The sequence below is a fragment of the Paenibacillus sp. FSL H7-0703 genome (assembly GCF_038003485.1).
Lineage (GTDB): Bacteria > Bacillota > Bacilli > Paenibacillales > Paenibacillaceae > Paenibacillus > Paenibacillus polymyxa_B.
In genome coordinates, this window is the sequence record NZ_JBBOPF010000001.1 from 404923 (window position 1) to 431872 (window position 26950).

At 53.5% G+C, this 26950-nt stretch carries 1 protein-coding gene (cut by a window edge); it reads right to left on the reverse strand.

The annotated features are described in order from the left end of the window. On the reverse strand, positions 1-26950 hold the 3' portion of the coding sequence (locus MHB46_RS01725) for a non-ribosomal peptide synthase/polyketide synthase (RefSeq protein ID WP_341161394.1). 15371 nt of this gene lie beyond the right edge of the window; only the last 26950 of its 42321 coding nucleotides appear in the window; its start codon lies off the right edge, out of view; the stop codon is at positions 1-3.

The window sequence follows — 26950 nt, forward strand, 5'->3', positions numbered from 1 at the left end:
TTAGAAAACAAAGTCGATGGAATCCGGCGAGAAGCCTTCCGGTTGCTCGTCCGAGTTCACCTGAATATCGCTTAACAGTAAATCTGGATTGATCCCAACCTGGGACAGGATCGCTATCAAATCCCTGCTTAATCTCTCAATAGCGTCAGCTCCAAACAGCTTCGTGCAATATTCAAACGAACCCTTGATCTCCCCGTCTTCATCACTCATGGACAAGGTCAAATCGAATTTGGAAATACGATGCTCCTGAACATACGGACTGAAGGACAGCATTTCAAGCTTCGCTTCCTGTGACTCCATATTTTCCAGTACAAACATAGTGTCAAACAACGGGTTACGGCTTGCATCCCGTGCTACATCCAGCTTTTCCACCAACTCTTCCAGTGGATAATCCTGATGCTCGAAGGCTTGCAGCGTACGATCTCTGGCTTCCTGCAAGTAGCTGTGGAACGTTTGGTTGCCCCTCGGCTGATGCCGGATGGCTAGCGTATTGACGAACATTCCGATCAGTGGCTCCAGTTCAGGCAACAAGCGGCCTGCTACCGGCGTACCGATGATCAAATCTTCCTGACCGCTGTATTTGGACAGCAGAACGGTGTAGGCGCTTAATAGCACCATGTACAGCGTGCTTCCGGTTTGTGCCGCAATTCGGTGCAGTTGCTCGGATACATTCGCGTCCACTGTAAATTCATACATCGCACCCTCGAAGCTGCGAACAGCAGGTCTAGGATAAGCAATTGGCAAATCCAGTACCGGCAATTCTCCGGCTAAATGCTCCAGCCAGAAGTGTTCCCGGCGTTGGTATGATTCACGCTGCATCTCCTGCTGCTGCCACACGGCGTAGTCTTTGTACTGAATTTGCAACGGCTCCAATTCCTGTCCCTCGTACAGTTGTACCAGCTCCTGCACGATATTGTTAGACGATACACCGTCTGAAATAATATGGTGCATGTCGTACATCAGGAGATGGCGCTCTGGTCCAGTTTGAATGAGACGGACACGCAGCAGTGGCGCCTGGCGAAGATCAAAGCTGCGTACAAAGGACTCGATATAGGCTTCGGTTTCGGACTCCCTAGCCTGCAGGTGCTCTACTGCAAACTCCACTTGATCGTAAACCCGCTGAACGACCTCGCCTTCCACCATTTCAAAGGAAGTCCGCAACGTTTCATGGCGGGCTATTAACTGACGGAACGCATCCTCCAGCCGATCGGCCTGAAGCGGTCCCTCTACGGTTAATACACCCGGCATATTGTAGCTGAGATCCCCACCTTCCAGATGGCTCAAAATGTACAGTCGTTTTTGAGCCGAGGAAACCGGGTAGTACGCCTGTTTCGCCGCCGCAGGGATCATCGTATAGGTGTCTGTGCCGTGCGTAGCTATGAGCTGGGCTTGCTGCTCAATCGTAAAGTGTTGGAACACCTCACGCAGCGTAATCCGGCTGTCCAGTTCCTGATGGATTTTGGCCACCAGCGTCGTTGCCCGCAGGGAGTGCCCACCCACGTCAAAGAATGAGTCGGTGACTCCTACGGTGGACAGCTTCAAGACATCCTGCCAGATTTGGGCTAGCTTGGCTTCCAGCGGCGTCCGCGGTGCAACGTACTCCTGGCCTCCTTCGAGACGTGCTTCCGGTGCCGGCAACGCCTTGCGGTCGATTTTCCCGTTCGGTGTCAGCGGGAAACGATCCAGTTGTACCACATACGTCGGGATCATGTAATCCGGCAGCTTCGGCTGCAGCGCATTGCGCAGCTCCGGCAAACTCAGGGACTCTGAAGCTATGATGTAGGCACACAGGTCCTTGTGTCCGTCTTCGTTTTCCCATGCTGTGACCACGGCTTTCTGAATGCCGGCCACGGTCAGCAGCTGCGCTTCCACTTCGCCCAGCTCGATCCGGTAACCCCGGATTTTCACCTGGTGGTCGATCCGGCCCAAATACTCAATGCTGCCGTCTGGCAACCACCGTGCCAGGTCGCCCGTCCGGTACATCCGGTTTGCGTGAGTGCTGTCCGCTTGATCGGCTGCTGCCGCATCAGCGAACGGATTCGGGATGAACTTCTCTGCCGTCAGCTCCGGCAAGTTCAGGTATCCTCGTCCGACACCTGCACCTCCGATATAAAGCTCACCTGCGATACCGATCGGCACCAGCTGTTGCTGGCTGTTCAAGATGTACACAGACTGGTTCGCTATCGGCGTTCCGATAGATACCGTATGCTCCCCTTTTTCCAGCAGTACGTTCAGGGACTCCACATCTTCAATCGTATAAGCAGTCGCATCTACCGTGGTTTCGGTCGGACCGTACACGTTCGTAATGACCGGATGATACCCGGACCACTTGTGCAGGAACACATTTACCAGCTGCACGGATAATGCTTCGCCACCGATCAGGTAATGCTTCACTTCCGGCGCTTCCGTCACATTGACGCTTTCGTTCAAAATATGCAGATGCGCAGGTGTGCCGTCCGACAGATCAATCCGGTGCGTGCGGTAGTAGGCGATCAAATGCTCTCCGCTCAGACTGACGTCACGGGACACCACGTGCAGGGTGTGGCCTAACAGCAAGCTGGCAAAGATTTGCTTCACTGAAGCGTCAAATACAAATGCCGACAGCCATGCGACATGAAGCGGCTGTTCATAACGACTGTATACTCGCTCCAATAAAGCATCTACCAGATTGCTAACACTGCCCTGCTCGATCATGACCCCTTTCGGCTGGCCGGTGGTACCTGACGTGTAAATCATATAGGCCAGGTTATGCGGGCGGGCGACAGGAATTAGATTACTCGCATCCTGTGCTCCCAGTTGAGCTTGAACGTCCTCGTCATCCAAGACTACAGCTCGAACTGTGGATGGCAAGCTGAGCGACAGATGGGCAACTCTGCTTGTAATCACGACCCTGGCCCCACTGTCTTGAAGCATGTAGTCGATGCGCTCCTGTGGATACATCGTATCCATCGGCACATACGCGCCTCCGGCCTTAAGTACCCCCAGAATGCTCACCAGGATATCCGCAGAACGTTCCAGCAATACCCCTACCGGTTGATCTGCTTCGACCCCTTTGGCTCGTAACACACGAGCCAATTGGTTCGCACGCTCATTCAGCTCAGTGTAGGTCAGCGCGGTGGATCCAGACACAACTGCTATCCGCTCAGGGTCGTGCTCAGCCTGCTCTTCAAAGCGCTCGCTGAGCGAACGACCTTGCACCTGTCTGTGTTCAGAATGTGCGTTCGGGTCATTAAATACCTCCAGAATCTGCACGGTTTCTTCCGCCGTAATCAGTTCCAACTCACCCAGCTTCGCATCCGGGTTCGCCGCCACGGCTTCGGCCAAACGAATAAAGTGGCGTGTCATCCGTTCCACGGTTTCCCGTTGATACAACGCGGTTGCATACTGCAATCCGAACTGGATGCCTGCCTCTTCCTCACTGGCCTCCATCATCAAATCAAACTTGACTGGCGTTTGTTCTAAGCCGTATGGACGGAAGCTCAGGTCCGCCAGCTGCAGCTTGCCTTCCTCAGTCGTTTGCAGGGTAAACATCGTATCAAACAGTGGATGGCGGCTCATATCCCGTTTCACGTTCAGCTTTTCCACCAGCTCCTCAAACGGATAGTCCTGGTGCTCGTAAGCTTGCAGGGCACGCGTCTTCACATCCTCCACGTAGCTTCGGAAGCTTTGCTCTGCCGTCGGATAGTTCCGCAATGCCAACGTTCCGACGAACATCCCAATCATCGGCTCCAGATCCGCATGCGGTCGTCCAGCAATCGGTGTGCCGACTACGATGTCCTCTTGCCCGCTGTATTGGTGTAAGAGCGCGGTGTACGCTGCCAGCAGCACCATATACAGCGTGGAGCCTGTGTTTGCCGCCAGTTCTTTCAGCCGTTCACTGACTTCACGTTCCAGTCCGAACACCACCGTATCGCCTGCCGTACTTCGTACCGACGGACGGGCAAAGTCCGTCGGTAGATCCAGCACAGGCAGTTCACCCCGGAAGGTGTCGAGCCAGTACGCTTCCTGACGTTGCATCCACTCTTGATGGGCTTCGCTTTGCTGCCATACCGCATAATCCTTGTACTGTATTCGCAATGGGGCAAGCTCTTCACCGTCGTATAAGCGGACAAATTCATCGGTCAGTACTCCCATGGACACACCATCCGAGACGATATGGTGCATATCGAGCATGAGCAAATGCTGCGGTTCCTGTTCGGTTCCTTGTACACCCAAATCTACCAAGCCTACCCGCAGCAGCGGAGCGGCTTGCAGATCGAACGGACGTACAAACTGCTGCACCCGTTCTTGTGCTTCCTTGCTGACCATCGTGTCCGTATCCGTGGTTGTATCTTCTGCCTGTACCTTCGTATACTCCACCTCGAACGGCACGGTGTCCTCAATCCATTGCACCGGTTCACTGTCCACCAGTGCAAAGCGGGTACGCAGGGTCGCATGACGGGCGATTAATTGACGGAACGCGTCTTCTACCCGTTTCACATCCAGCGGTCCGCTCACTTGCAGCACTGACGGCATGTTGTAGTTCACATCATTCGGGTCGAACTGATGCAGCACATACAGTCGTTTTTGCGCCGAAGATAATGGGTAGAAGTTGCGTTCTTCCGTTACCGGAATGGACGCATATGTTACTTGATCGAGATGTTCTAGTACGACTGCCAATTGTTCAATGGTTGGTGATTCAAAAATACTGCGCAGTGGAAGCGGCTTGTTCAGCTCCTTGTGAATTTTCGAGGCCAGCGTCGTCGCCCGCAGCGAGTGCCCGCCAATCTCGAAGAAGTTTTCCTTCACACCGACCTGCGCCAGACCCAGCACATCCTGCCAAATTTGCGCCAGCTTCACTTCCACCCATGTCCGCGGTGCAACATAATCAGCTCCGCTTTGCAGGCTGCCTTCCGGTGCTGGCAGTGCCTTGCGGTCGATTTTGCCATTCGGAGTTAACGGCATCTGCTCCAGCTGTACCAGATAGGAAGGGACCATGTAACCCGGTAGCTTCTGGCTCAAAGCGCTGCGCAGTTCACTTGCCACAACTTCCCCATCGGCGACCACATAAGCGCAGAGCTGCTTCTGCCCTTGCTCATCTTCACGCGCGATGACCACAGCTTCTTGCACCGCTTCCAGCTTCAACAGCTGCGTTTCTACCTCGCCCAGTTCGATCCGGTAGCCCCGAATTTTCACCTGTGCGTCGATCCGTCCCTTATATTCCAGCGTCCCGTCCACATTCAAGCGTACCAGGTCACCTGTGCGATAGCAGCGTTCTCCGCTGCGGAACGGGCTGTCGATGAACTTTTCGGACGTCAGGTCCGGACGGTTGCGGTATCCACGTGCCACCCCGTCACCGCCTACCAGCAGCTCACCCCATACCCCGACGGGCTGAAGCCGCATCGAACGGTCCACGACATACGCTGTCGAATTATGGATCGGTCTGCCAATTGGCACCGATTCCGATTGCATACCAGTGATCGCATGCACTGTGGAAAAGGTCGTATTTTCGGTCGGGCCATAGATGTTACTGATCCGCAAGGATGGATGAGCCTCCAGCACCCGGTTCATATGTGGTACGGACATCACATCACCGCCGACCAGCAGCTCCCGTACCCCCTCGAACAGCGCCAGATCCTGCTGGGACAGCTGGTTAAAGAGCGGTGTAGTCAGAAACATCGTGGTAATGCCGTGGCTACGCATAGCTTCCTTAAGCTTGGGGGCGTCCAAAATGACATCCTGGCTCACTAGCACCAGCTGTCCACCATTCAATAGCGCCCCCCAAATTTCGAAGGTGGATGCGTCGAAAACAACAGCCCCTGTCTGTAAAATGCGCGTGTCGGCATCTAATTGCGCGTAGTTTGTATTTTTCACCAAACGTACGACATTACGATGCTCCACCATAACGCCCTTCGGCTGCCCCGTCGTACCCGACGTATAAATGACATACGCCAGATCGTTTGGACCAGACAGCGACTCCAGATTGGAAGCATCCTCGTGATACACACTCTGTGCTTCATCCAGCACCAGCACGTTACCGTCGAAAGCCACTTTATCCACCAGATGGTTTTGCGTTAATAGCAGCTTCGCACCCGAGTCGTCCAGCATGTAGCAGATACGCTCCTCCGGATACGTCGGATCGATGGGCACATATGCACCCCCGGCTTTCAAAATGCCTAAGATCCCCACGATCAAGTCTACCGAACGCTCGGTCATTAGACCCACCAATCGATCCTTCGTCACGCCTTGACTACGCAAGGTACGAGCCAGACGATTGGCGCGTTCATTCAGCTCGCGATAGGTCAACTGCTCTCCTTCGAAGAACAACGCTGGCTGTTCCGGTGTCTGCGCCGTTTGTGTCTCGAACAAGCCATGAATCGTTTGCCCGCTCGGATACTCGGCAGCTGTATCTCCCCATACGCGGAGAATTTGCTCACGCTCCTGCTCACTTACCATATCCAGCTCATGCACTCGAATGTCCGGCTTCGCCACCACCTGCTCCAACAGCTGTATCAGATGGCCCTGAGTCCGTTCAACGGCTTCCCGATCATATAACTTCGCATTGTATTCAAATCGGATTTTCATCGCTTCCTGCGGCATAACGACCAGATTAAAATCATAGTTGGTTTGTTCAATCATGCCGGCATTGCGAATTTCAAAATCCGACGCTGCACCTTCGCCAAGTTGCTCGACCTGCTCCTCCACCGGATAGTTTTCAAACACGATAATGTGGTTGATCAGGTCTTGCTTTTGCTCGCTCAAGGCTTGAATTTCATACAGCGGATACGTTTCATAATCTTGAGAAGTCAGCGCCTGCTGTTGATTCGTTCTGATCATGTCAGCAAAGGTGTCCTCAGCCCCACTGCGGATACGTATTGGAATGGTGTTAATGAACAAGCCCACCATATTTTCGATCCCCGTAATATCCGCTGGACGACCAGACACTACACCGCCAAAAACAGCGTCGTCACTACCGTTGTACTTTTGGAGCAGCAAGCCCCAGGCTGTTTGCAGCAATGTATTCGCGGTCACGTGGTGCTGCTTGGCCACCATTTCCATACGTCCGGTCAAGTCCTTGCCGAGATCGCACAGGATATGCTCAAATTGTGCACCGTCCGCTTTCACGCCTGCTTTTCCGGTCGGAATCGAAGTTTGCTGATCATAGCCGAGCAAATAATCCTTCCAGTAGGAAGCTGCTGCTTCTACATCCTGTGCTTCAAGCCACTCAATATACTGACTGTATGGAGTCACGGGGGCAAGCTTCGGCTGTCTATGCTCCACGACTGCAAAATAAGCCTCAAACACCTCATCCGTGACTAACGCCACACACCAGCCATCCATCAAGATGTGATGAGAGCTCCACACAAAATAATAATCCTCATCACCTGTTCGTAAAATCGCCACGCGCATCAACGCATCCCGGGACAAATCGAATCCGGCTGCCTTGTCCTTGCGAATAAATTCCTTCACATACGCGTCACGCTCCTGCTCATTCAGATGACGCAAATCTTCACATCTAAAACCAACATCCTTGCGTCGGAAAATAACCTGCACAGGCTCATCCTGCCAACCGCTGATGAAATTGGCTCTAAATATCTCATGCCGCTGCGCCAAATGGTTCAAGCTATCTTGGAAAATATCCGCTTGGAAGCGTCCATGCAAATCAAAGGTCGTTTGTTCAAAATAAGCACCTGACTCTGCATCCATCAGACTATGGAACAACATGCCTTTTTGCATCGGCGTCAGCGCATAGACATTTTCCAGTTCCCCCATGTCGCGAGTCCGTTCTACCAATTGATCCAGCTCGGCCATGGTTACATGTTTCAGCATGACATCGCTTGGCGTCAGCTCTTGCTGTTTGCGGCCTGTGCAATGCGCAATGATTTCCTGCAAACTGATTCGGAACGCTTCAGCTAGCTGCTCCATCGTTTCACGACGATATTCCTGCTTGCTGTAGCTGATCGTCAATTGCAGTTCGCCTTCCGAAATCAGTCCGTTCATATCCAGCGTGTGCGATCTGGCTGCATGGGCGCTAAGCTCTGCACCGCTAGCGTAAGGAGATACGCCAATGGACTGATTTTGCATATCTTGATCAAATTGTCCCAAATAGTTAAAGCTGATTTCAGGTTCGGTTACAAAACGCTCTTGCTCACGTGCTGCGGACAGGTATCTCAACATACCGTAGCCAATGCCCTTTTGCGGAATGCGGCGTAGTCCTTCTTTCACCTGTTTGATGCGCTGTGAAAGGTCTTGCCCCACGCTCATATCCAGCACAACCGGGAATTGGGTCGTAAACCAGCCCACGGTGCGCGTAATATCCAGTTCTGGCAGAATGGACTCCCGTCCATGACCTTCCAGGCTCACGAGCACTCGTTCCAGGCCCGCCCAGCGATGAATCGTCAGTCCCAATGCGGTAAGCAGCAAATCATTCATCTCCGTGTTGTAAGCACGATGCGCTTGTTTTAACAGCTGCTCCGTTTCCTGAGCTGTCCACGTAACTGTAATGTTCTCGCTGTCCCTATTTAAGGAATGAGAAGGGGACTCGTCTTTTGGAAGCGGCTGATATACGCCTTGTTCCATTTCCTGCCAGAATGCGAGTTCTGCTGCCATGGCCGGACTGTTCGCATATTGAGACTGCCCATCCGCCCAGGTGCGGAACGAATCCGTTTTGTGCGGAAGACGAGCCGCTTGTCCGTTCAATGCCTGCTCATAGGCGGTCGTAATATCCTCGAACAAAATGCGCCAAGATACGGTATCCACCACTAAGTGATGAATAGCTATCAGCAAATGATCTCCATCGGGACAATGGAACAGCCCCAGCTTCACCAGCGGTCCTTCGCTTACATGAATACCCGCCTGAATTTCATTCACTTTGGCCTCGATCGCCGCAGATACCTCAGACTCATTTCTGAAGTCGGCCCGATCCAGCGTATACAGCTCGCCCTCCCCAATCGCGCGGTTCCAGGCTTCATAACCGTGCTCACTAGGACGGAAAATGATACGCAGTGCGTCGTGATGGCTAACGATTTGATCCATCGCTGTGCGCAGGGCCGGTTCATCAAAACCGTCCTTGCTATGCAGCATAATGGACTGGTTATGATGATGAGCATCCGTCAGGTTCTGCTCAAAGAACCATTGTTGAACAGGTGTCAGTTTCACAGCGCCCACCACTTCGCTCTGATCCGCCAATCGGGTCACCGATTGCACTTTCAGTGCCAAGGCAGACACGGTTGGATGACTGAACAGGTCTTTCATCTCCAGTCGATAACCTGCTTGCAGCAATCGGGAGGATACTTGCAAGGCCTTGATCGAATCGCCACCCAGCTCGAAGAAGTTATCCTGCGTGCCTACCGCTTCCACGCCAAGTACCCCGGCCCATACCGCGGCCAATACTTGTTCCACCGTGGTACGCGGTGCCACATAGGCTGAACCGGTATGGATGCTTCCTTCCGGTTCCGGCAAGACCTTGCGGTCGATTTTTCCATTGTGGGTCAGTGGCAAGGTCTCCAGACGCATCAAACGTGCTGGCACCATGTGCGCTGGCAGCCCGGCTTCCAGTTCGGCCTGTACCTCCTCGATCCGCAGCTCGGCTTCTCCCGTGATGTATCCGCACAAGTACTTGTGTCCACGCTCATCCGTCCGGTCGATGACTACTGCTTGACGCACGCCTGGCACCCGCTGGATCGCCGTTTCAATCTCGCCCAGCTCGATCCGGTAGCCGCGGATTTTCACTTGATAATCCATCCGGCCGATAAAGTCCACATTACCGTCCGGCATCCACCGCGCCAAGTCGCCTGTGCGGTACAATCGTTCACCCGGTACGTACGGGTTTGCCACGAACTTCTCGGCCGTCAGGTCCGCACGATTCAGGTAGCCTCGTGCCACCCCGGCACCGCCAATGCACAGCTCACCCAGTACGCCGATCGGCATCGGATTCAAATGGCTGTCCACAATGTAGAAGCGGGCGTTCAGCCACGCCTGACCAATCGGCACATTGCCGCTGCTTGGCAGCTTCGACAATTCTTCGTCGTAGAAGCTGGAGTCAATCGCCGCTTCCGTGACGCCGTAGCTGTTCATAATGCGGATATCCGCGCCAAATCGTTCTTGCAGCACCCGGTAATCCGTCACGCTGCAGCTATCCGAGCTGGTAATCAGCAATTCTAGACTGCTCATGTCCAGTCCCTGTTCATACACATGCTGCATAAACGGTACGATCAGGGCCGGGGTCGATTCGAACACCGTAATCTGATAGTCGCGAATCCAGCCATATAGACGGCTTGGGTCGATGCGATCATCTTTCGGACAGATAACCATCGTTCCGCCGTTATAGAACACCCGTGCGATATCCCCGACGAACACGTCGAAGGAGAAGCTCGCCAGTTGCAACAACCGTACCGGGAACTGGTTCAGACGGTAATCCCGACGGTATGCCGCAGCCGTATTCACCAAGCTGCGATGCTCAATCATGACCCCTTTCGGGCGTCCCGTTGTCCCGGACGTGTAGATCACATACGCCAGATCCTGCGGTTCGTTGATGTGCTCAATATCGGTGATGTCTCCGATGTACAGCGACTCATCGTCCAGCGCCAGCACGGTATGCAGACGCAAGTGCGCTGCGGGTTCGGATGTTACTTCGCTGTCAGGTGCCGAATCTGCTGTTCCGTTCAGGGTTCCATGGAGTGTATCTGATTCCATCGTTTCAGTGCCAGCCGCTGTTTCCAACTCGCCCTCAGTCTGCCCTCCGGCCAAGGCCTGTCGGCTTTCCTCCAGCCAGACCTGTGCACGCTCCTGCAACCCCGTTTGGGTCAACAGTACCGTCGCACCACTGTCCTCCAGCATGAAACGAATACGTTCGGACGGATAGTCTGCATCCAGCGGCACATACGCGCCTCCAGCTTTCCATACCGCCAATACGCCGACCAGCATGTCCACTGAACGTTCACTCAAAATGCCGACAATCGATTCGCGTCCAATGCCTTCATTCCGCAATCTACGCGCCAATTGGTTCGCACGCTCGTTCAGTTTACGGTACGTAAGCTGCTGCTCCTCGTACACCACCGCCACGTGATCTGGTACAAGCTGCGCTTGTTCTTCCACAAAGGTATGGAATAAGCCCTCTGCTTCAGCAGCAACATCCGATACCCCCACATCTCCAAAACCGTAGATGATTTGTGCCTTCTCCTCGACGGTTACCATATCCAAAGCTGCCAGTGGCTGCTGTGGATGAAGGGTAATTGCACGTACGAGTTCGGTAAAATGCTGTGCCAATCGCGCGATGGTCTCAGGCTTGTACAGCGCCGTGCTGTATTCCAGACTGCACAGAATGCCTTCCGGCTGCTCCACTGCATCCAAGGTCAGATCAAATTTGGCCGTGTTATTGTCCGTCGGATACGTTTTAAAGGTCAGACCCTCCAGCTCGAACTCCTGCTGTTCAAATGTTTTCAGCTCAAACATCGTGTCAAACAGCGCATTCCGGCTCGTATCCCGCGTTAAATTCAGCTTTTCAACCAGTTCTTCAAAAGGATATTCCTGATGCTCATAAGCACTGAGCGCATGCTCTTTGACCTCTTGCAGATAATCCAGGAACGTTTTGTCGCCAGCCGGATAATTGCGGATCGCCAGCGTGTTGAGGAATACGCCTACCAAGCCCTCCAGTTCCGCATGCGGTCTTCCGGCAATCGGCGTGCCGACGATAATATCCTCCTGCCCCGAATATTTATGCAAGAGCGTGCTATACGCTGCCAGCAACACCATGTACAAGGTGGAGCCGGTTTGCGCGGCCAGCTGTTTCAACTGCTCGCTGTCCTCCAAGCTGATCGCAAATTCCAATCGAGCTCCTTCCAGACGCTGTACGGCTGGTCTTGCAAAATCCGTTGGCATATCCAGTGCTGGAATGTCACCAGCCATCGTGTTCAGCCAGTAGCTTTCCTGCTCACGAAGACGTTCACTTTGCATATCGGCATGCTGCCAAACCGCATAGTCCTTGTACTGGATGCGCAGAGGCGGCAGTTCTTTGCCTTCATACAATTGAGAGAACTCCTGCACGATAATTCCTTCAGTCACGCCATCCGAAATAATATGGTGCATGTCATAGAACATGACGTGACGCTCCGGTCCGGTTTCTACCAGCTGAACCCGCAGCAACGGTGCTTGTGCGAGATCAAATGCACGTACAAAGTCCAGTGCATACTGCTGGGTCTCTTCTTCGCTTGCCTGCACATGCTCCACGTTGAATGCGACGCCCGATTCAATCCGTTGAATCACCTCGCCATCCACCATGTCGAATCGGGTACGCAGGGCTTCATGACGGGCAATCAGCTGGCGGAAGGCTTGCTCCAGTCGCGTTTTATCCAAGGAACCTTCAATGATCAAAGCGCCTGGCATATTGTAGCTAACCTCTCCGCCTTCCAGGTGACTCAGCACGTACATCCGTTTTTGCGCCGAGGAAACCGGATAATATGCACGTTCCTCCGCAACAGGGATGGATACATACGTTTGCTGTGTCTGAACTTCTCCCATCACCTGTACCAGTTGCTCAATCGTCGGATATTGGAAAATATCTCGCAGCGCCAGCTTGTAATTCAGCTCCTGATGGATTTTCGCCATCAGTGTTGTCGCGCGCAGAGAATGTCCTCCCACTTCAAAGAAGTTATCCTGGATGCCTATCCGCGGGTGATTCAAAACGCTTTGCCAAATACGTACCAGTTGCTCTTCCAGCAGTGTCCGCGGTGCCACGTACGCTGTGCCTCCTTCGAGGCGCGCTTCCGGTGCTGGCAACGCTTTGCGGTCAATTTTTCCGTTCGGTGTCAGCGGGAAATGATCCAGTTGTACGACATACGTCGGGATCATATAACCCGGCAGCTTGGGCTGCAGCAGGTTGCGCAGCTCTGGCAAATTCAGCGCCTCAGAGGCTACGATATACGCACACAAATCCTTGTCTCCGTCTTCGTTTTCCCAGGCGGTGACGATGGCTTTCTGAATGCCGTCCACGGTCAGCAGCTGCGCTTCCACCTCGCCGAGTTCAATCCGGAAGCCCCGGATTTTGACCTGATCATCCATCCGGCCAATGAAGTCCACATTGCCGTCCGGCATCCACCGCGCCAAATCGCCTGTGCGGTACAATCGTTCACCTGGCACATATGGATTCGCTACGAATTTCTCGGCGGTCAGGTCTGCACGGTTCAGATAGCCTCGTGCCACCCCGGCTCCGCCAATGCACAGTTCACCCAGTACGCCGATCGGCACCGGATTCAGCTGGCTGTCCACGATGTAGAAGCGGGCGTTCAGCCACGCCTGACCAATCGGCACATTGCCGCTGCTTGGCAGCTTCGATAGATCTTCATCGTAGAAGCTGGAGTCAATCGCCGCTTCCGTGACGCCGTAACTGTTCATAATGCGGATATCTGCGCCAAACCGTTCTTGCAGCACCCGATAATCCGTCACACTGCAGCTATCCGAGCTGGTGATCAGCAGTTCCAGACTGCTCATGTCCAGTCCCTGTTCATGCACATGCTGCATAAACGGTACGATCAGGGCCGGAGTCGATTCGAACACGGTAATCTGGCAATCGCGAATCCAGCCATACAAACGGCTAAAATCAAGTCGGTCGTCTTTCGGACAAATGACCATCGTGCCGCCGTTATAGAGCGTCCGCGCAATATCCCCGACGAACACGTCGAAGGAGAAGCTTGCTAGTTGCAGCAGTCGTACTGGGAACTCGTTCAGACGGTAATCCCGACGATACGCCGCAGCCGTATTCACCAAACTGTGATGCTCAATCATGACCCCTTTCGGACGTCCTGTTGTACCGGACGTGTAGATCACATATGCCAGATCCTGCGGTTCGTTAATCGGCTCGATATCGGTGGTGTCTCCGATGTACAGCGACTCATCGTCCAACACCAGCACGGTATGCAGACGCAGCACTGTTGCCGGTTCGGATGCTGCTTCGCTGTCAGACTTCGAATCTGATTTCAAGCTTACGCCTTCACTAAGGCGGTCTCTTTCCATCGTTTCAGCGCTAACCGCCGTCTCCAGCTCACTCTCATTCTTTCCTTCGCCCAGAGCCCATTGGCTTTCATTCAGCCAACCCAGTGCACGCTCCTGCAAGCCCGTTTGGGTCAACAGTACTGTCGCGCCGCTGTCCTCCAGCATGAAACGAATACGTTCTGATGGATAGTCTGCATCTAACGGTACATATGCACCTCCGGCTTTCCATACCGCCAATACGCCGACCAGCATATCCACCGAGCGCTCGCTCAAAATGCCAACCATCGACTCGCGTCCAACGCCTTCGTTCCGCAATCTCCGCGCCAATTGGTTCGCGCGCTCGTTCAGTTTCCGGTACGTAAGCTGCTGCTCCTCGTACACCACCGCCACATGATCCGGTACAAGCTGCGCCTGTTCTTCCACAAAGGTATGGAATAAGGCTCCTGCCTCGACTACAGCAACATCCGATACCCCCACATCTCCAAATCCATGGATGATTTGTGCTTTTTCCTCGGCAGGTACCATATCCAAAGCTGCCAGTGGCTGTTGTGGATGCAGTGTAATTGCACGTACGAGTTCGGTAAAATGCTGCGCCAATCTCGCAATCGTCTCAGGCTTATACAGCGCCGTGCTGTATTCCAGACGGCACAGAATGCCTTCTGGCTGCTCTATTGCATCCAAGGTCAGATCAAATTTGGCCGTATTATTTTCCAGCGGATATGAATTCAAGGTCAGACCTTCCAGCTGCAACTCCTGCTGCTCCAATGTTTTCAACTCAAACATCGTGTCAAACAGCGCATTTCGGCTCGTATCCCGCGTCAAATTCAGCTTTTCAACCAGCTCTTCAAAAGGATAGTCCTGATGCTCATAAGCACTGAGCGCATGCTCCTTCACCTCTTGCAGATAATCCAGGAACGATTGGTCGCCAGACGGATAATTGCGGATTGCCAGCGTATTGATGAAGACACCTACCAGACTCTCCAGTTCCGCATGCGGTCTTCCAGCAATCGGCGTGCCGACTACGATATCTTCTTGGCCTGTGTATTTATGCAAGAGCGTGGTGTACGCCGCCAGCAGCACCATATACAAGGTTGAACCTGTTTGCGAAGCCAGTTCTTTCAGGCGTTCGCTAACTTCACGCTCCAGTCCGAATTCGATCGTATCCCCTGCCGTACTCTGCACCGCCGGACGGGCAAAGTCGGTTGCCAGATCCAGCACAGGCACGCCGCCCCGGAAGGTACCCAGCCAGTACGCTTCCTGACGCTGCATCCACTCCTGATGGGCTTCGCTTTGCTGCCATACCGCGTAATCCTTGTACTGAATCCGCAATGGCGATAGCTCTTCACCGCCATACAAGCGGACAAATTCATCGGTCAGTACCTCCATCGACACACCATCCGAAACGATATGGTGCATGTCGAGCATGAGCAGATGCTGGGGTTCTTGCTCTGCTCCTCGTGCGCCCAGATTCACCAAGCCTACCCGCAGCAGCGGTGCAGCTTTCAGATCAAACGGACGCACAAACTGTCGTACCCGTTCTTGTGCTTCCTGGCTGAACGTCGTGTCCGTAGCTGTATCCAAATCTGTAGCTGTGTCCTGATCTGTATCCGTAGTTGCACGCTCTGCTTGTACCTTCGTATATTCCACCTCGAACGGCACGGTGTCCTCAACCCATTGCATTGGCTCACTTTCGATCAGCTCAAAGCGGGTACGCAAGGTCGCATGGCGGGCGATCAATTGACGGAACACATCTTCTACTCGTTTCACATCCAGCGGACCACTCACTTGCAGCACCGACGGCATGTTGTAGTTCACATCACTTGGATCAAACTGATGCAGCACATACAGTCGTTTTTGCGCCGAAGATAACGGGTAGAAGCTGCGTTCTTCCGTTACCGGAATGGACGCATAGGTTACTTGATCCAGACTTTCTAACATCGTTGCCAGTTGTTCAATCGTTGGTGCTTCAAAAATACTGCGTAGTGGAAGCGGCTTGTTCAGCTCCTTGTGAATCTTCGAGGCCAGTGTCGTCGCCCGCAGCGAGTGTCCGCCAATCTCGAAGAAGTTTTCCTTCACACCAACCTGCGTGAGACCCAGTACATCCTGCCAAATGTGAGCCAGCTTCACTTCCACCCACGTCTGCGGTGCTACATAATCGGTTCCGCTTTGCAGGCTACCTTCCGGTGCTGGCAGTGCCTTGCGGTCAATTTTGCCGTTCGGACTCAGCGGCATCTGCTCCAGCTGTACAAAGTACGACGGCACCATGTAGCTTGGCAGCTCCCGGCCCAGCTCACTTCTCAGCTCACTGGCACCCATTTCTTGCCCGGCGACATAGTACGCCACCATTTGTTTTTGTCCCGTTTCATCCGCACGGGCCAGCACCACGGCTTCGCGTACCGATTCCACTTGGAGCAGCTGCGATTCGACCTCGCCCAGCTCAATCCGGTAGCCCCGGATTTTCACCTGATGGTCGATCCGGCCCAAATATTCAATGTTGCCGTCCGGCATCCATCTCGCCAAATCACCTGTACGGTACATCCGCTCATAGCCTGCTTCCCCGCCGGCAAACGGATCGGCTACAAATTTCTCTGCCGTCAGCTCCGGACGGTTCAGATAGCCTCGGGCTACGCCGACACCGCCGATGCACAGTTCACCCGCAACCCCAATCGGCTGCAATTGCTTCGTGCCTTCCTTCACAATGTACAGACGAATATTCTGAATCGGCTTCCCGATCGGAATAACTCCATATTCCTCATCCGGCTCGCAATCGAAGTACGATACGTCCACCGTCGCTTCGGTCGGGCCGTAGAGATTGACCAGCTTCGCTCCGGCCAAGCTCGACACAAGCCGCTGGAACCGGGCCACATGCTGTGGCGGCAATGCTTCACCACTGGCAAAGACATGGCGCAACGTTGCCAGCTTCGTTTGCATCACTTCCCGTGGCTGCTGCTCCACGTACTCCAGGAACGCATGCAGCATGGCGGGAACAAAGTGCATTGTACTCACGCCATCGCGGGCAATCGTGTCGACGATGTCTTCCGGGTTCTTTTCCCCGCCAACGGACAACAGACTCACCTTCGAGCCGACCAGCGACCACCAGAACAGCTCCCACACCGATACGTCGAACGTGAAGGCGGTCTTTTGCAGGATTGTGTCTTCTGCACTCAAGCCGTATCGATCATGCATCCACAAAATCCGGTTCAGCACGGAATGGTGCTCCACCATCACGCCTTTCGGTTTCCCGGTGGAGCCGGAGGTATAGATGACATAGGCTACATGGTGCGGGCCAGCCAGTGACTCCAGATTCGAACCGTCTTTGTGGTAAATGTCTTGGCTATCCTGCTCATGACGATCCAGCACCAGCACCTGGCCGCCAAAACTCAGTGACGCTTGCTCGGCCAGATGCGACTGCGTCAGTACCAGCTTCGCTCCCGAGTCCTCCAGCATAAAGCGGATACGGTCCGCCGGATATTCCGGATCGATGGGCACGTAGGCTCCGCCTGCTTTGAGGATCGCATAGATACCTACGATCATGTCCAGCGAACGGTGAACCAAAATGCCCACGGGCTGATCCGGTTCAACACCTGCGGCACGCAGCGTCCGAGCCAAACGGTTCGCGCGCTCATTCAACTCCGCGTAGGTCAACGATTCCGATCCGTACAGCACTGCCACTTGATCTGGTGTTTCCGCTACCTGCTGCTCGAACAGCGCACTTAACGTCTGATCCTGCGGAGAGGCTGCCGCCGTATCCCCCCAGACCTGAACGATCTGCGTCTGCTCTTCGGGTGTCACCAATTCCAGCTCATTCACACGGATATGCGGATTATTCACGATTTGCTCGATGACATGCAGTACATGTCCCTGCATTCGCTCTATCGTAGACCGATCGTATACATTGGCGTTATATCTGAACATGATGCGGAAGGTTTCATCGGGCATCACAATCAAGTCCAGATCATAATTCGTTTGCTCGACAACCTCTACATTCGTAATTTCAAAAGCGGATGGACGAACTTCACTAAGCTGCTCGACTTGCTCCTCTACCGGATAATTCTCAAATACCATAATGTGGTTAATCAGATGCTGCTTCTGCTCGGTCAATGCCTGAATTTCATACAGCGGGAAGCTGTCATAGGCTCCCGAGGCCAGTGCCTGTTCCTGCGTTTTCCGCATCACTTCCACAAAAGTGGCATTCCGTTCACTTTGAATCCGCACCGGGATCGTATTAATGAACAAACCAATCATATGCTCTACGCCGGCAATATCTGTTGGACGTCCAGATACGACACTACCGAAAATAACATCCTCATTGTTGTTATATTTCTGCAAAATAAGGCCCCACACGCTCTGCATCAGCGTATTAATCGTGACCTGCTGCTGCTTCGCAATCCGGTGTATGGCTTCGCTCCATGTTGGATCCAGATCTACCGTTATTTTTTCAGAGATATATTTGCTGGTGTCGCTTGTTGTAGTGGATGGAACATGTTCCTTTTCTTTTTCCTTGCTGTCCGGCGTTGGCTCCTTCCATAAAGCATCTGCACCCGGCAACAACGTTTGCTGTTCAAAGCCCGCCAAATAGCTGCTCCAGTATTCTTTTGCCGCACGTTCATCCTGACGCTCTAGCCATTCGATATATTGGCCATACGGTGTAATCGCTGCAAGCTCCGGCTGCTTCTGCTCCAGCAGCGCAAAGTACGTACCAAACACTTCACCCGTAACCAGCGATAAGCACCAGCCATCCATGACAATGTGATGGAAGCTCCATACCAAATGATACGTTTCTTCATGGGTTTGCAATACCTGTACGCGCATGAGTGCATCCGTACCGAGATTAAAGCCCCTAGCCTGGTCCTCTAGCTTAAACGCCTGGATATACGCCTGTTGCTCCGCTTCCTGCATTTCCCGTATATCCTGGAAGGAAAGGTCGCTATCTTTGTGACGGAATACGATCTGCAATGGCTCCTGACTGTGTCCTGTCTCAAACATATGGAAATTCGTTCGCAGCGCTTCATGACGCTGTGTCAGTACATCCAGACTCTTGCGGAAAACAGCTACATCAAAGCTGCCTTTTTGATCAAACGACGCTTGCTGGAAGTAGGCACCTGACTCCGGCTCCATCAAGCTATGGAACAGCATCCCCTTCTGCATAGGCGAAAGAGCATACACATTTTCCAGCTCGCCCACAGAAGCTGTTTGCTCCGTCAATTGCTCCAGTTGCCCAAGCGTCAAACCCTTGAACAATACATCGCTTGGTGTTAGCTCACTCCGCTCTTTGGAGGCACAATGAGCGATCACTTCCTGCAAGCTTTCCTGCAGCAACTGCGCAAATTTTTCTACATTTTGCTGATGATATACCTTACTGTCATAGCGAATGTCCAGTGTCAGCGCGCCCGCTGTAATCATTCCGTTCACATTCAAAGGATGCTCCAGAACGGTATGGTCACTCATCGGCTCTCCACCTGGATGTGAAGACAGCGTAATATCCCCATTTTCCAAGTCCTGATCAAATTGTCCTAAATAGTTAAAGCTAATTTCAGGCTGCAGGGTCCAGGAAGGATGGGCATCATGCTGAGACATATATTTCAAAACACCGTAGCCAATGCCCTTATGCGGCACATGGCGCAGGTCTTCCTTCACCCGCTTGATTCGCTGCCCGACTGCTGCCTTTCCGTCCACATCCAGCAGCACCGGATATTGGCTTGTAAACCAGCCCACGGTACGGGTGATGTCAATATCTGGAATAATGGCTTCCCGGCCATGTCCCTCCAGATTGACCAGCACACGCTCCTGACCGTTCCAGTTATATACCGCTGTGCCGAGTGCGGTTAACAGCAGATCATTGACCTCGGTGTGGTACGCACGGTGTGCTTCCTGAAGCAGCAGTCGTGTTTCCTGTTCACTCCAAGCTACGCTCACCGTCGCAGTGTCTCTGATTAGAGAATGTTGTCCCTCTGCTCTCTCTTGATTCTTAGGCAACGATGCAACTTCCGTTTGGGCAAGACGGTGCCAGTATTCGCGTTCGTCTTCGATGGCCGGACTATTCGCATATTGTGATAAGCACTCTGCCCAAGTGGAGAAAGCGTCCGTTTTATATGGCAAACGAATGGCTTCTCCACGAACCGCCTGCTCATATCCCGCGGCAAAATCCTCAAACACAATCCGCCATGAAATCCCGTCTACGACCAAATGGTGAATCGCAATCAGTAAATGATCTCCATCCATGCAGCGGAAAAGCCCCAGCTTGACCAGTGGTCCCTCGTCCAGACGAATGGAACTTTGGATGGCATTCGCTTTCATTTCAATCGCCACCGCCACATCCGCAGCATCTTTGATACCCGTCAAATCAACAACGTCCAGACTGTACAGCTGACCTTCGTTCAAACCGCGATTCCACGCTTCATAGCCCTGTTCGGTCTGACGGAAGACCATACGTAGCGCATCATGATGCTCCGTTACCTTGGTCACCGTTTCACGCAATGCGGCTTCATCGAAGCCTTGCGCCCTATACAGCATCACCGACTGGTTGAAATAATGTGGCTCTGCTGAGGATTGTCCAAGAAACCATTGCTGAATCGGGGTCAATCTAACTGCCCCCGAAACCACCCGCTGATCGGCTGTGCGGCTGACCTTGTGTACATGACCACTCAGCAGCGAGATGGAAGGATATTGGAACAAATCCTTCATGTCCAGCTTGTAGCCCGCTTGCAGCAAACGGGAGGATACCTGGATCGCTTTGATCGAATCGCCGCCCAGATCAAAGAAATTATCCAAAATCCCGACTCTCTTCGCTCCTAATACAGCCTGCCAAATCGAAACCAAAGTCTGCTCCAGCGCTGTGCGCGGCTCTACATAATCCGCTCCGCTTTGCAGACTGCCCTCTGGTGCCGGCAGGGCCTTGCGGTCGATTTTACCGTTCGGCGTCAGTGGCATTTGCTCTAGCTGGATGAAATACGAAGGCACCATGTAGTTTGGTAGCTCCTCGCCCAGTAAGCTGCGTAGCTCACCCGCGCTTACTTCCCGTTCAGCAACATAGTACGCCACCAGTTGGTTCTGCCCCTGCTCGTCCGCTTGGGCCAGCACGATGACCTCTTGCACATCTTCCACTTTCAATATTTGTGCCTCGACTTCGCCCAGCTCGATCCGGTAGCCCCGGATTTTCACCTGATGGTCGATCCGGCCCAAATATTCGATGTTGCCGTCCGGCATCCATCTCGCCAAGTCACCCGTACGGTACATTCGTTCATAGCCTGCTTCCCCAACCGCAAACGGGTTCGCTACAAATTTCTCCGCCGTCAGCTCTGGACGATCCAGATAACCACGCGCCAGACCCGGACCGGACACGCACAGCTCACCCGCTACGCCGACCGGAGCCAAATGTCCATACACATCCACCATGTACACCCGATGATTCGGCACAGGGCGTCCGATGGAAATCAGTTGTCCGGCTCTCTCATCCTCGGATACGGGCCAGATCGACGTCGCCACTGAGTTTTCGGTGGGACCGTAGCCGTTGTAGTACGCCACCTGATCTTTCCACTTGTATACCAGCTCGGTTGAGGATGCTGAACCCGCCGTAAACAAAATACGCAGGTTTGGCATCCGTTCTGGCTCCAGATACACCGCATAGGTCGGCGGCAAAGCGGCCACCGTGATCTGATGATCCGCCATATATTGCTCAAACCGCTCGTAGTTCAAAATCGTTTCTGTCGTTGGCACATATAACGTGGCTCCACAGAACAACGCCTGGAAGATTTCCCAGCAAGCCGCATCAAACGAATAGCTGGCGAACAGCAGCGCATGATCCGACGTACGGATCTTGAGTGTCTGATCAAAATACGTTTTCAGATTGCACAGCCCGTGATGCTCCAGCATCACGCCCTTCGGCTGCCCCGTTGTACCCGACGTGTAGATCACATACGCCAAATCGTTCGGACCGGACCACCGCTCCAGGTTGGAACCATCCTCGTGATACACCGTTTGCGCTCCATCCAGCACCAGCACTTGGCCATCGATAACTGCTTTGTCCACCAGATGACCTTGTGTCAACAGCAGCTTCGCACCCGAGTCATCCAGCATATAGCGGATACGCTCTTCCGGATAGGTTGGATCGATGGGTACATATGCACCTCCGGCTTTTAAAATCCCGAAGATACCTACGATCATGTCCACCGACCGCTCAGTCATCAGACCCACCAAACGATCTTTCGTCACGCCTTGACTGCGCAAGGTACGAGCTAATCGATTGGCGCGTTCATTCAGCTCGCGATAGGTTAATTGCTCTCCTTCAAAGAACAAGGCTGTCTGCTCCGGCGTCTGCGCGGTTTGCGCCTCGAACAAGCCATGGATCGTTTGCTCGCTTGGATACTCGGTCGCCGTATCTCCCCATACGCTGAGAATTTGCTCACGTTCCCGCGTGGTTACCATATCCAGCTCATACACGCGAATGTCCGGCTTCGCTGTCACCTGTTCCAGCAGCTGTACCAGATGACCTCGAATTTGCTCTACACTTTCCCGTTCAAAGGCCAGGGCATTATACCCAAAGCTCATATGAATGGTGTTCCCTGGCAGCACCACCAGGTTAAAGTCATAGTTGGTCTGCTCGACAGACTCGGCTCCGGTGATGCTGAAGCTGGACTCATCACTGCTACCTAATTGCTCCAATTGTTCCTCTACCGGATAGTTCTCAAAAATAAGAATATGATTGATCAAATCCTGCTTAAGCTCCGATAGCCCCTGAATTTCATACAACGGATACGTATCATAGGTATGGGAAGCAATCGATTGCTCTTGGGTTTGCTTCATCACGTCTGAGAATAAGCTGTCCACTTGACTGCGGATGCGTACAGGAATGGTATTGATAAACAGACCAATGATGTGCTCCACATTCGGAATGTCTGCCGGACGTCCAGATACCACGCTGCCAAACACCACATCATCTGTGCCATTATATTTTTGCAGCAACAGGCCCCAAACGGTCTGCATCAATGTATTGATCGTTACCTGATAACGCTTGGCTATGCGCTGAATGCCTGCCGTTAGATCCGCGCCCAAGTCAAAATCCAGACGCTCCGCCTGATACCCCGTTTTGCCCTGCATTTTAGCCTGTGGCAGGCGGGACTGTTCCTCATATCCTTCCAGAACCTTGCTCCAGTAACCTGATGCGGCCTGACGATCCTGCTGCTGCAGCCATTCGATATATTGACTGTACGGCGTTACAGGGGCCAGTTCCGGCTGCTTATGAGCCAGTATCGCAAAATAACTCGCAAACACTTCGCCTGTCACCAGCGACAAGCACCAGCCGTCCATCACGATATGATGGAAGCTCCATACAAAACGGTACGCATCCTCACCTGTGCGCAAAACGGCCACACGCATCAAAGCATCTTGCGCCAGATCAAAGCCTCTTTGCTTGTCTTTACGCGTATATTCGAGGATGTACTCGTTTTGCTGCTCTTGCTCCATATCCCGCAAATCCTCTACATACAGTTCGCTGCGCTTATTCCGATACACGACCTGAAGCGGTTCATCTTTCCAGCCACTGTAAAAGTTCGTGCGCAGTACCGTATGCCGCTGCACCAATACATCCAAACTTGCCGCAAATGCAGCGATATTAAAATGTCCTCGCAGATCAAAGGAGGCCTGTTCAAAATAAGCTCCTGATTGCGAATCCATCAGATTGTAAAAGAGCATCCCCTTTTGCATCGGCGTCAGTGCGTATACATTTTCCAGCTCACCGATATGTGCCGCCTGTTCCGCAATTTGTTCCAACTCTCCAGTCGTCAGACCTTTGAAGGACACATCACTCGGCGTCAGCTCCGGCTGTTCCTGAGCGACGCAATGCGCAATCACCTCTTGCAAAGCGGATTGCAGCAGTCCCGCCACACGTTCCAGCGTTTCTTGGCGATACTGCTTACGGCTGTAAGCGATCGTCAAGCGCAGCGTGCCTTCCGAGATCATCGCATTCAAATCCAGCGTGTACAGTAACGGTGAATGGGCATCCTCTGTATCCCCTGCGCTATAGGATGACCATGTGATTCCACTGTTTTGCACATCCTGATCGACCTGCCCCAAGTAGTTAAAGCTGATTTCCGGTTCTGCTCCAATCGCCTGCGCTTCATCCGATGCGAACGCAGGGGACAAGTAGCGCCATGTGCCATACGTCAGCCCTTTATGTGGAATCCGGCGCAGACCTTCCTTCGTTTCTTTAATCCGCTGGGCCAGCGTCAGGTTGACATCTGTGTCCAGCAGCACCGGATACAAGCTCGTAAACCAGCCTACTGTACGTGTAATATCCACCTCTGGCAGGATTGCTTCCCGGCCATGTCCCTCCAGATTCACCAGCACCTGTCCTGCGCCTGTCCAGTTGTGCATCGCCAATCCTAACGCGGTCAATAGCAAATCATTGACCTCGGTGTTATAGGCGCGATGTGCCTGCTTTAGCAGTTGCTCCGTTTCAGCCTCGGTCCACTCCACCGTCAGCACTTCGCTGTCTGCATTCAAGGAGCCCTCGTAGGCGAAATCCTTAGGCAGCGGTGCCGCTTTCGCTTTGGCCTGTTCCAGCTGCTGCCAGTAGGCTTCATCCGATGCAGCCTCTGAACGGTTGGCGTAAGACGACAACTCCCGTGCCCATGTTTGGAAGGAATCCGTTTTATAGGGCAATCGTACAGGCTCGCCCTTGATCGCCTGTTCGTAGCCAGTAGAGAAATCTTCAAACAGAATCCGCCACGATACCCCATCTATCACCAAATGGTGAATGGCTATGAGCAAATGATTGCCCTCGGCTGTGCGGAACAATCCCAGCTTGACCAGAGGTCCTTCGGACAGGTGGATGCTGCTTTGAATTTCATTTGCCTTCGCTTCCAGCGCTTCCGCATAGGATGCTTGTTCACGGTAATCCATCGTTTCCAGCGTATACAACGCGCCTTCATCTACACCGCGTGTCCAAGCCGTATAACCAGAGGAATCCTGATGGAAAACCGTACGAAGCACATCATGATGCTTCACGATGTGATCCATGACTTGGCGAACCGCCGTCTCATCAAAGCCCTCGGCACGATAGAGCATGACCGCCTGATTAAAGTGCTGCGGACGCTCGCGCTCCTGCGCAAAGAACCAATGCTGGATCGGAAGCAAAGCGGTTTCCCCGCTCACTTCTCCTTGATCTGCCATACGACTGACCTCGTGCATATGCGGTGCCAGTGTTGCAACCGTTGGATACTGGAATAAATCCTTCATGTCCAGCTTATAGCCAGCCTGGAACGCACGGGATGCGATTTGGATCGCCTTGATCGAATCGCCGCCCAGATCAAAGAAATTGTCCAAAATACCGACAGTCTGTAGTCCCAGTACTGACTGCCAGACCGCTGCCAGAGCACGTTCTTGCGCGGTACGCGGCTCAGCATAATCCGCTCCGGTTTGCAGGCTGCCTTCCGGTACTGGCAGGGCCTTGCGGTCGATTTTGCCATTTGGACTCAGCGGCATCTGCTCCAGCTGTACAAAGTACGATGGCACCATGTAGCTTGGCAGCTCCCGGCCCAGCTCACTTCTCAGCTCGCTGGCACCCATTTCTTGCCCCGCGACATAGTACGCCACCATTTGTTTTTGGCCCGTTTCGTCTACACGAGCCACGACGACCGCTTCTCGTACCGATTCCACTTGGAGCAGCTTCGATTCGACCTCGCCCAGCTCAATCCGGTACCCCCGGATTTTGACTTGATGGTCGATCCGGCCCAGATATTCAATGTTCCCGTCCGGCATCCATCTCGCCAAATCGCCTGTGCGGTACATCCGTTCATAGCCGGCTTCCCCGCCGGCAAACGGATCGGCTACGAATTTCTCTGCCGTCAGCTCCGGACGGTTCAGATAGCCTCGGGCTACGCCGACACCGCCGATGCACAGTTCTCCTGCAACCCCAATCGGCTGCAATTGCTCCGTGCCTTCCTTCACAATGTACAGACGAATATTCTGAATCGGTTTCCCGATCGGAATAACTCCATATTCCTCATCCGGCTCGCAATCGAAGTACGATACGTCTACCGTCGCTTCGGTTGGACCATACAGGTTGATCAGCTTCGCTCCGGCCAGGCTCGACACAAGCCGCTGGAACCGGGCGACATGCTGCGGCGGCAATGCTTCGCCGCTGGCAAAGACATGGCGCAGCGTTGCCAGCTTCGTTTGCATCACTTCCCGTGGCTGCTGCTCCACGTACTCCAGGAACGCATGCAGCATGGCGGGAACAAAGTGCATTGTGCTCACGCCATCGCGGGCAATCGTGTCAACGATGTCTTCCGGGTTCTTTTCCCCGCCAACGGACAACAGACTCACCTTCGAGCCGACCAGCGACCACCAGAACAGCTCCCACACCGACACGTCGAACGTGAAGGCCGTCTTTTGCAGGATCGTATCTTCCGCACTCAAGCCGTATCGATCATGCATCCACAAAATTCGGTTCAGCACGGAATGGTGCTCCACCATCACGCCCTTCGGTTTTCCCGTGGAACCGGACGTATAGATAACATAGGCTACATGGTGTGGGCCAGCCAGTGGCTCCAGATTCGAACCGTCTTCGTGGTAAATGTCTTGGCCATCCTGCGCATGACGATCCAACACCAGCACCTGGCCGTCGAAACTCAGTGACGCTTGCTCCGCCAAATGCGATTGCGTCAGCACCAGCTTAGCTTCCGAGTCCTCCAGCATAAAGCGGATGCGGTCCGCCGGATATTCTGGATCGATGGGTACGTAGGCCCCGCCTGCCTTGAGGATCGCATAGATGCCGACGATCATGTCCAGCGAGCGGTGAACCAAAATGCCTACAGGCTGATCCGGCTGAACACCTTCCGCACGCAGCGTCCGGGCCAAACGGTTCGCGCGCTCATTCAACTCCGCGTAGGTCAACGATTCCGCTCCGCACAACACTGCCACCTGATCCGGTGTTTTCGCTGCCTGCTGCTCGAACAGTGCACTTAGCGTTTGATCCTGCGGA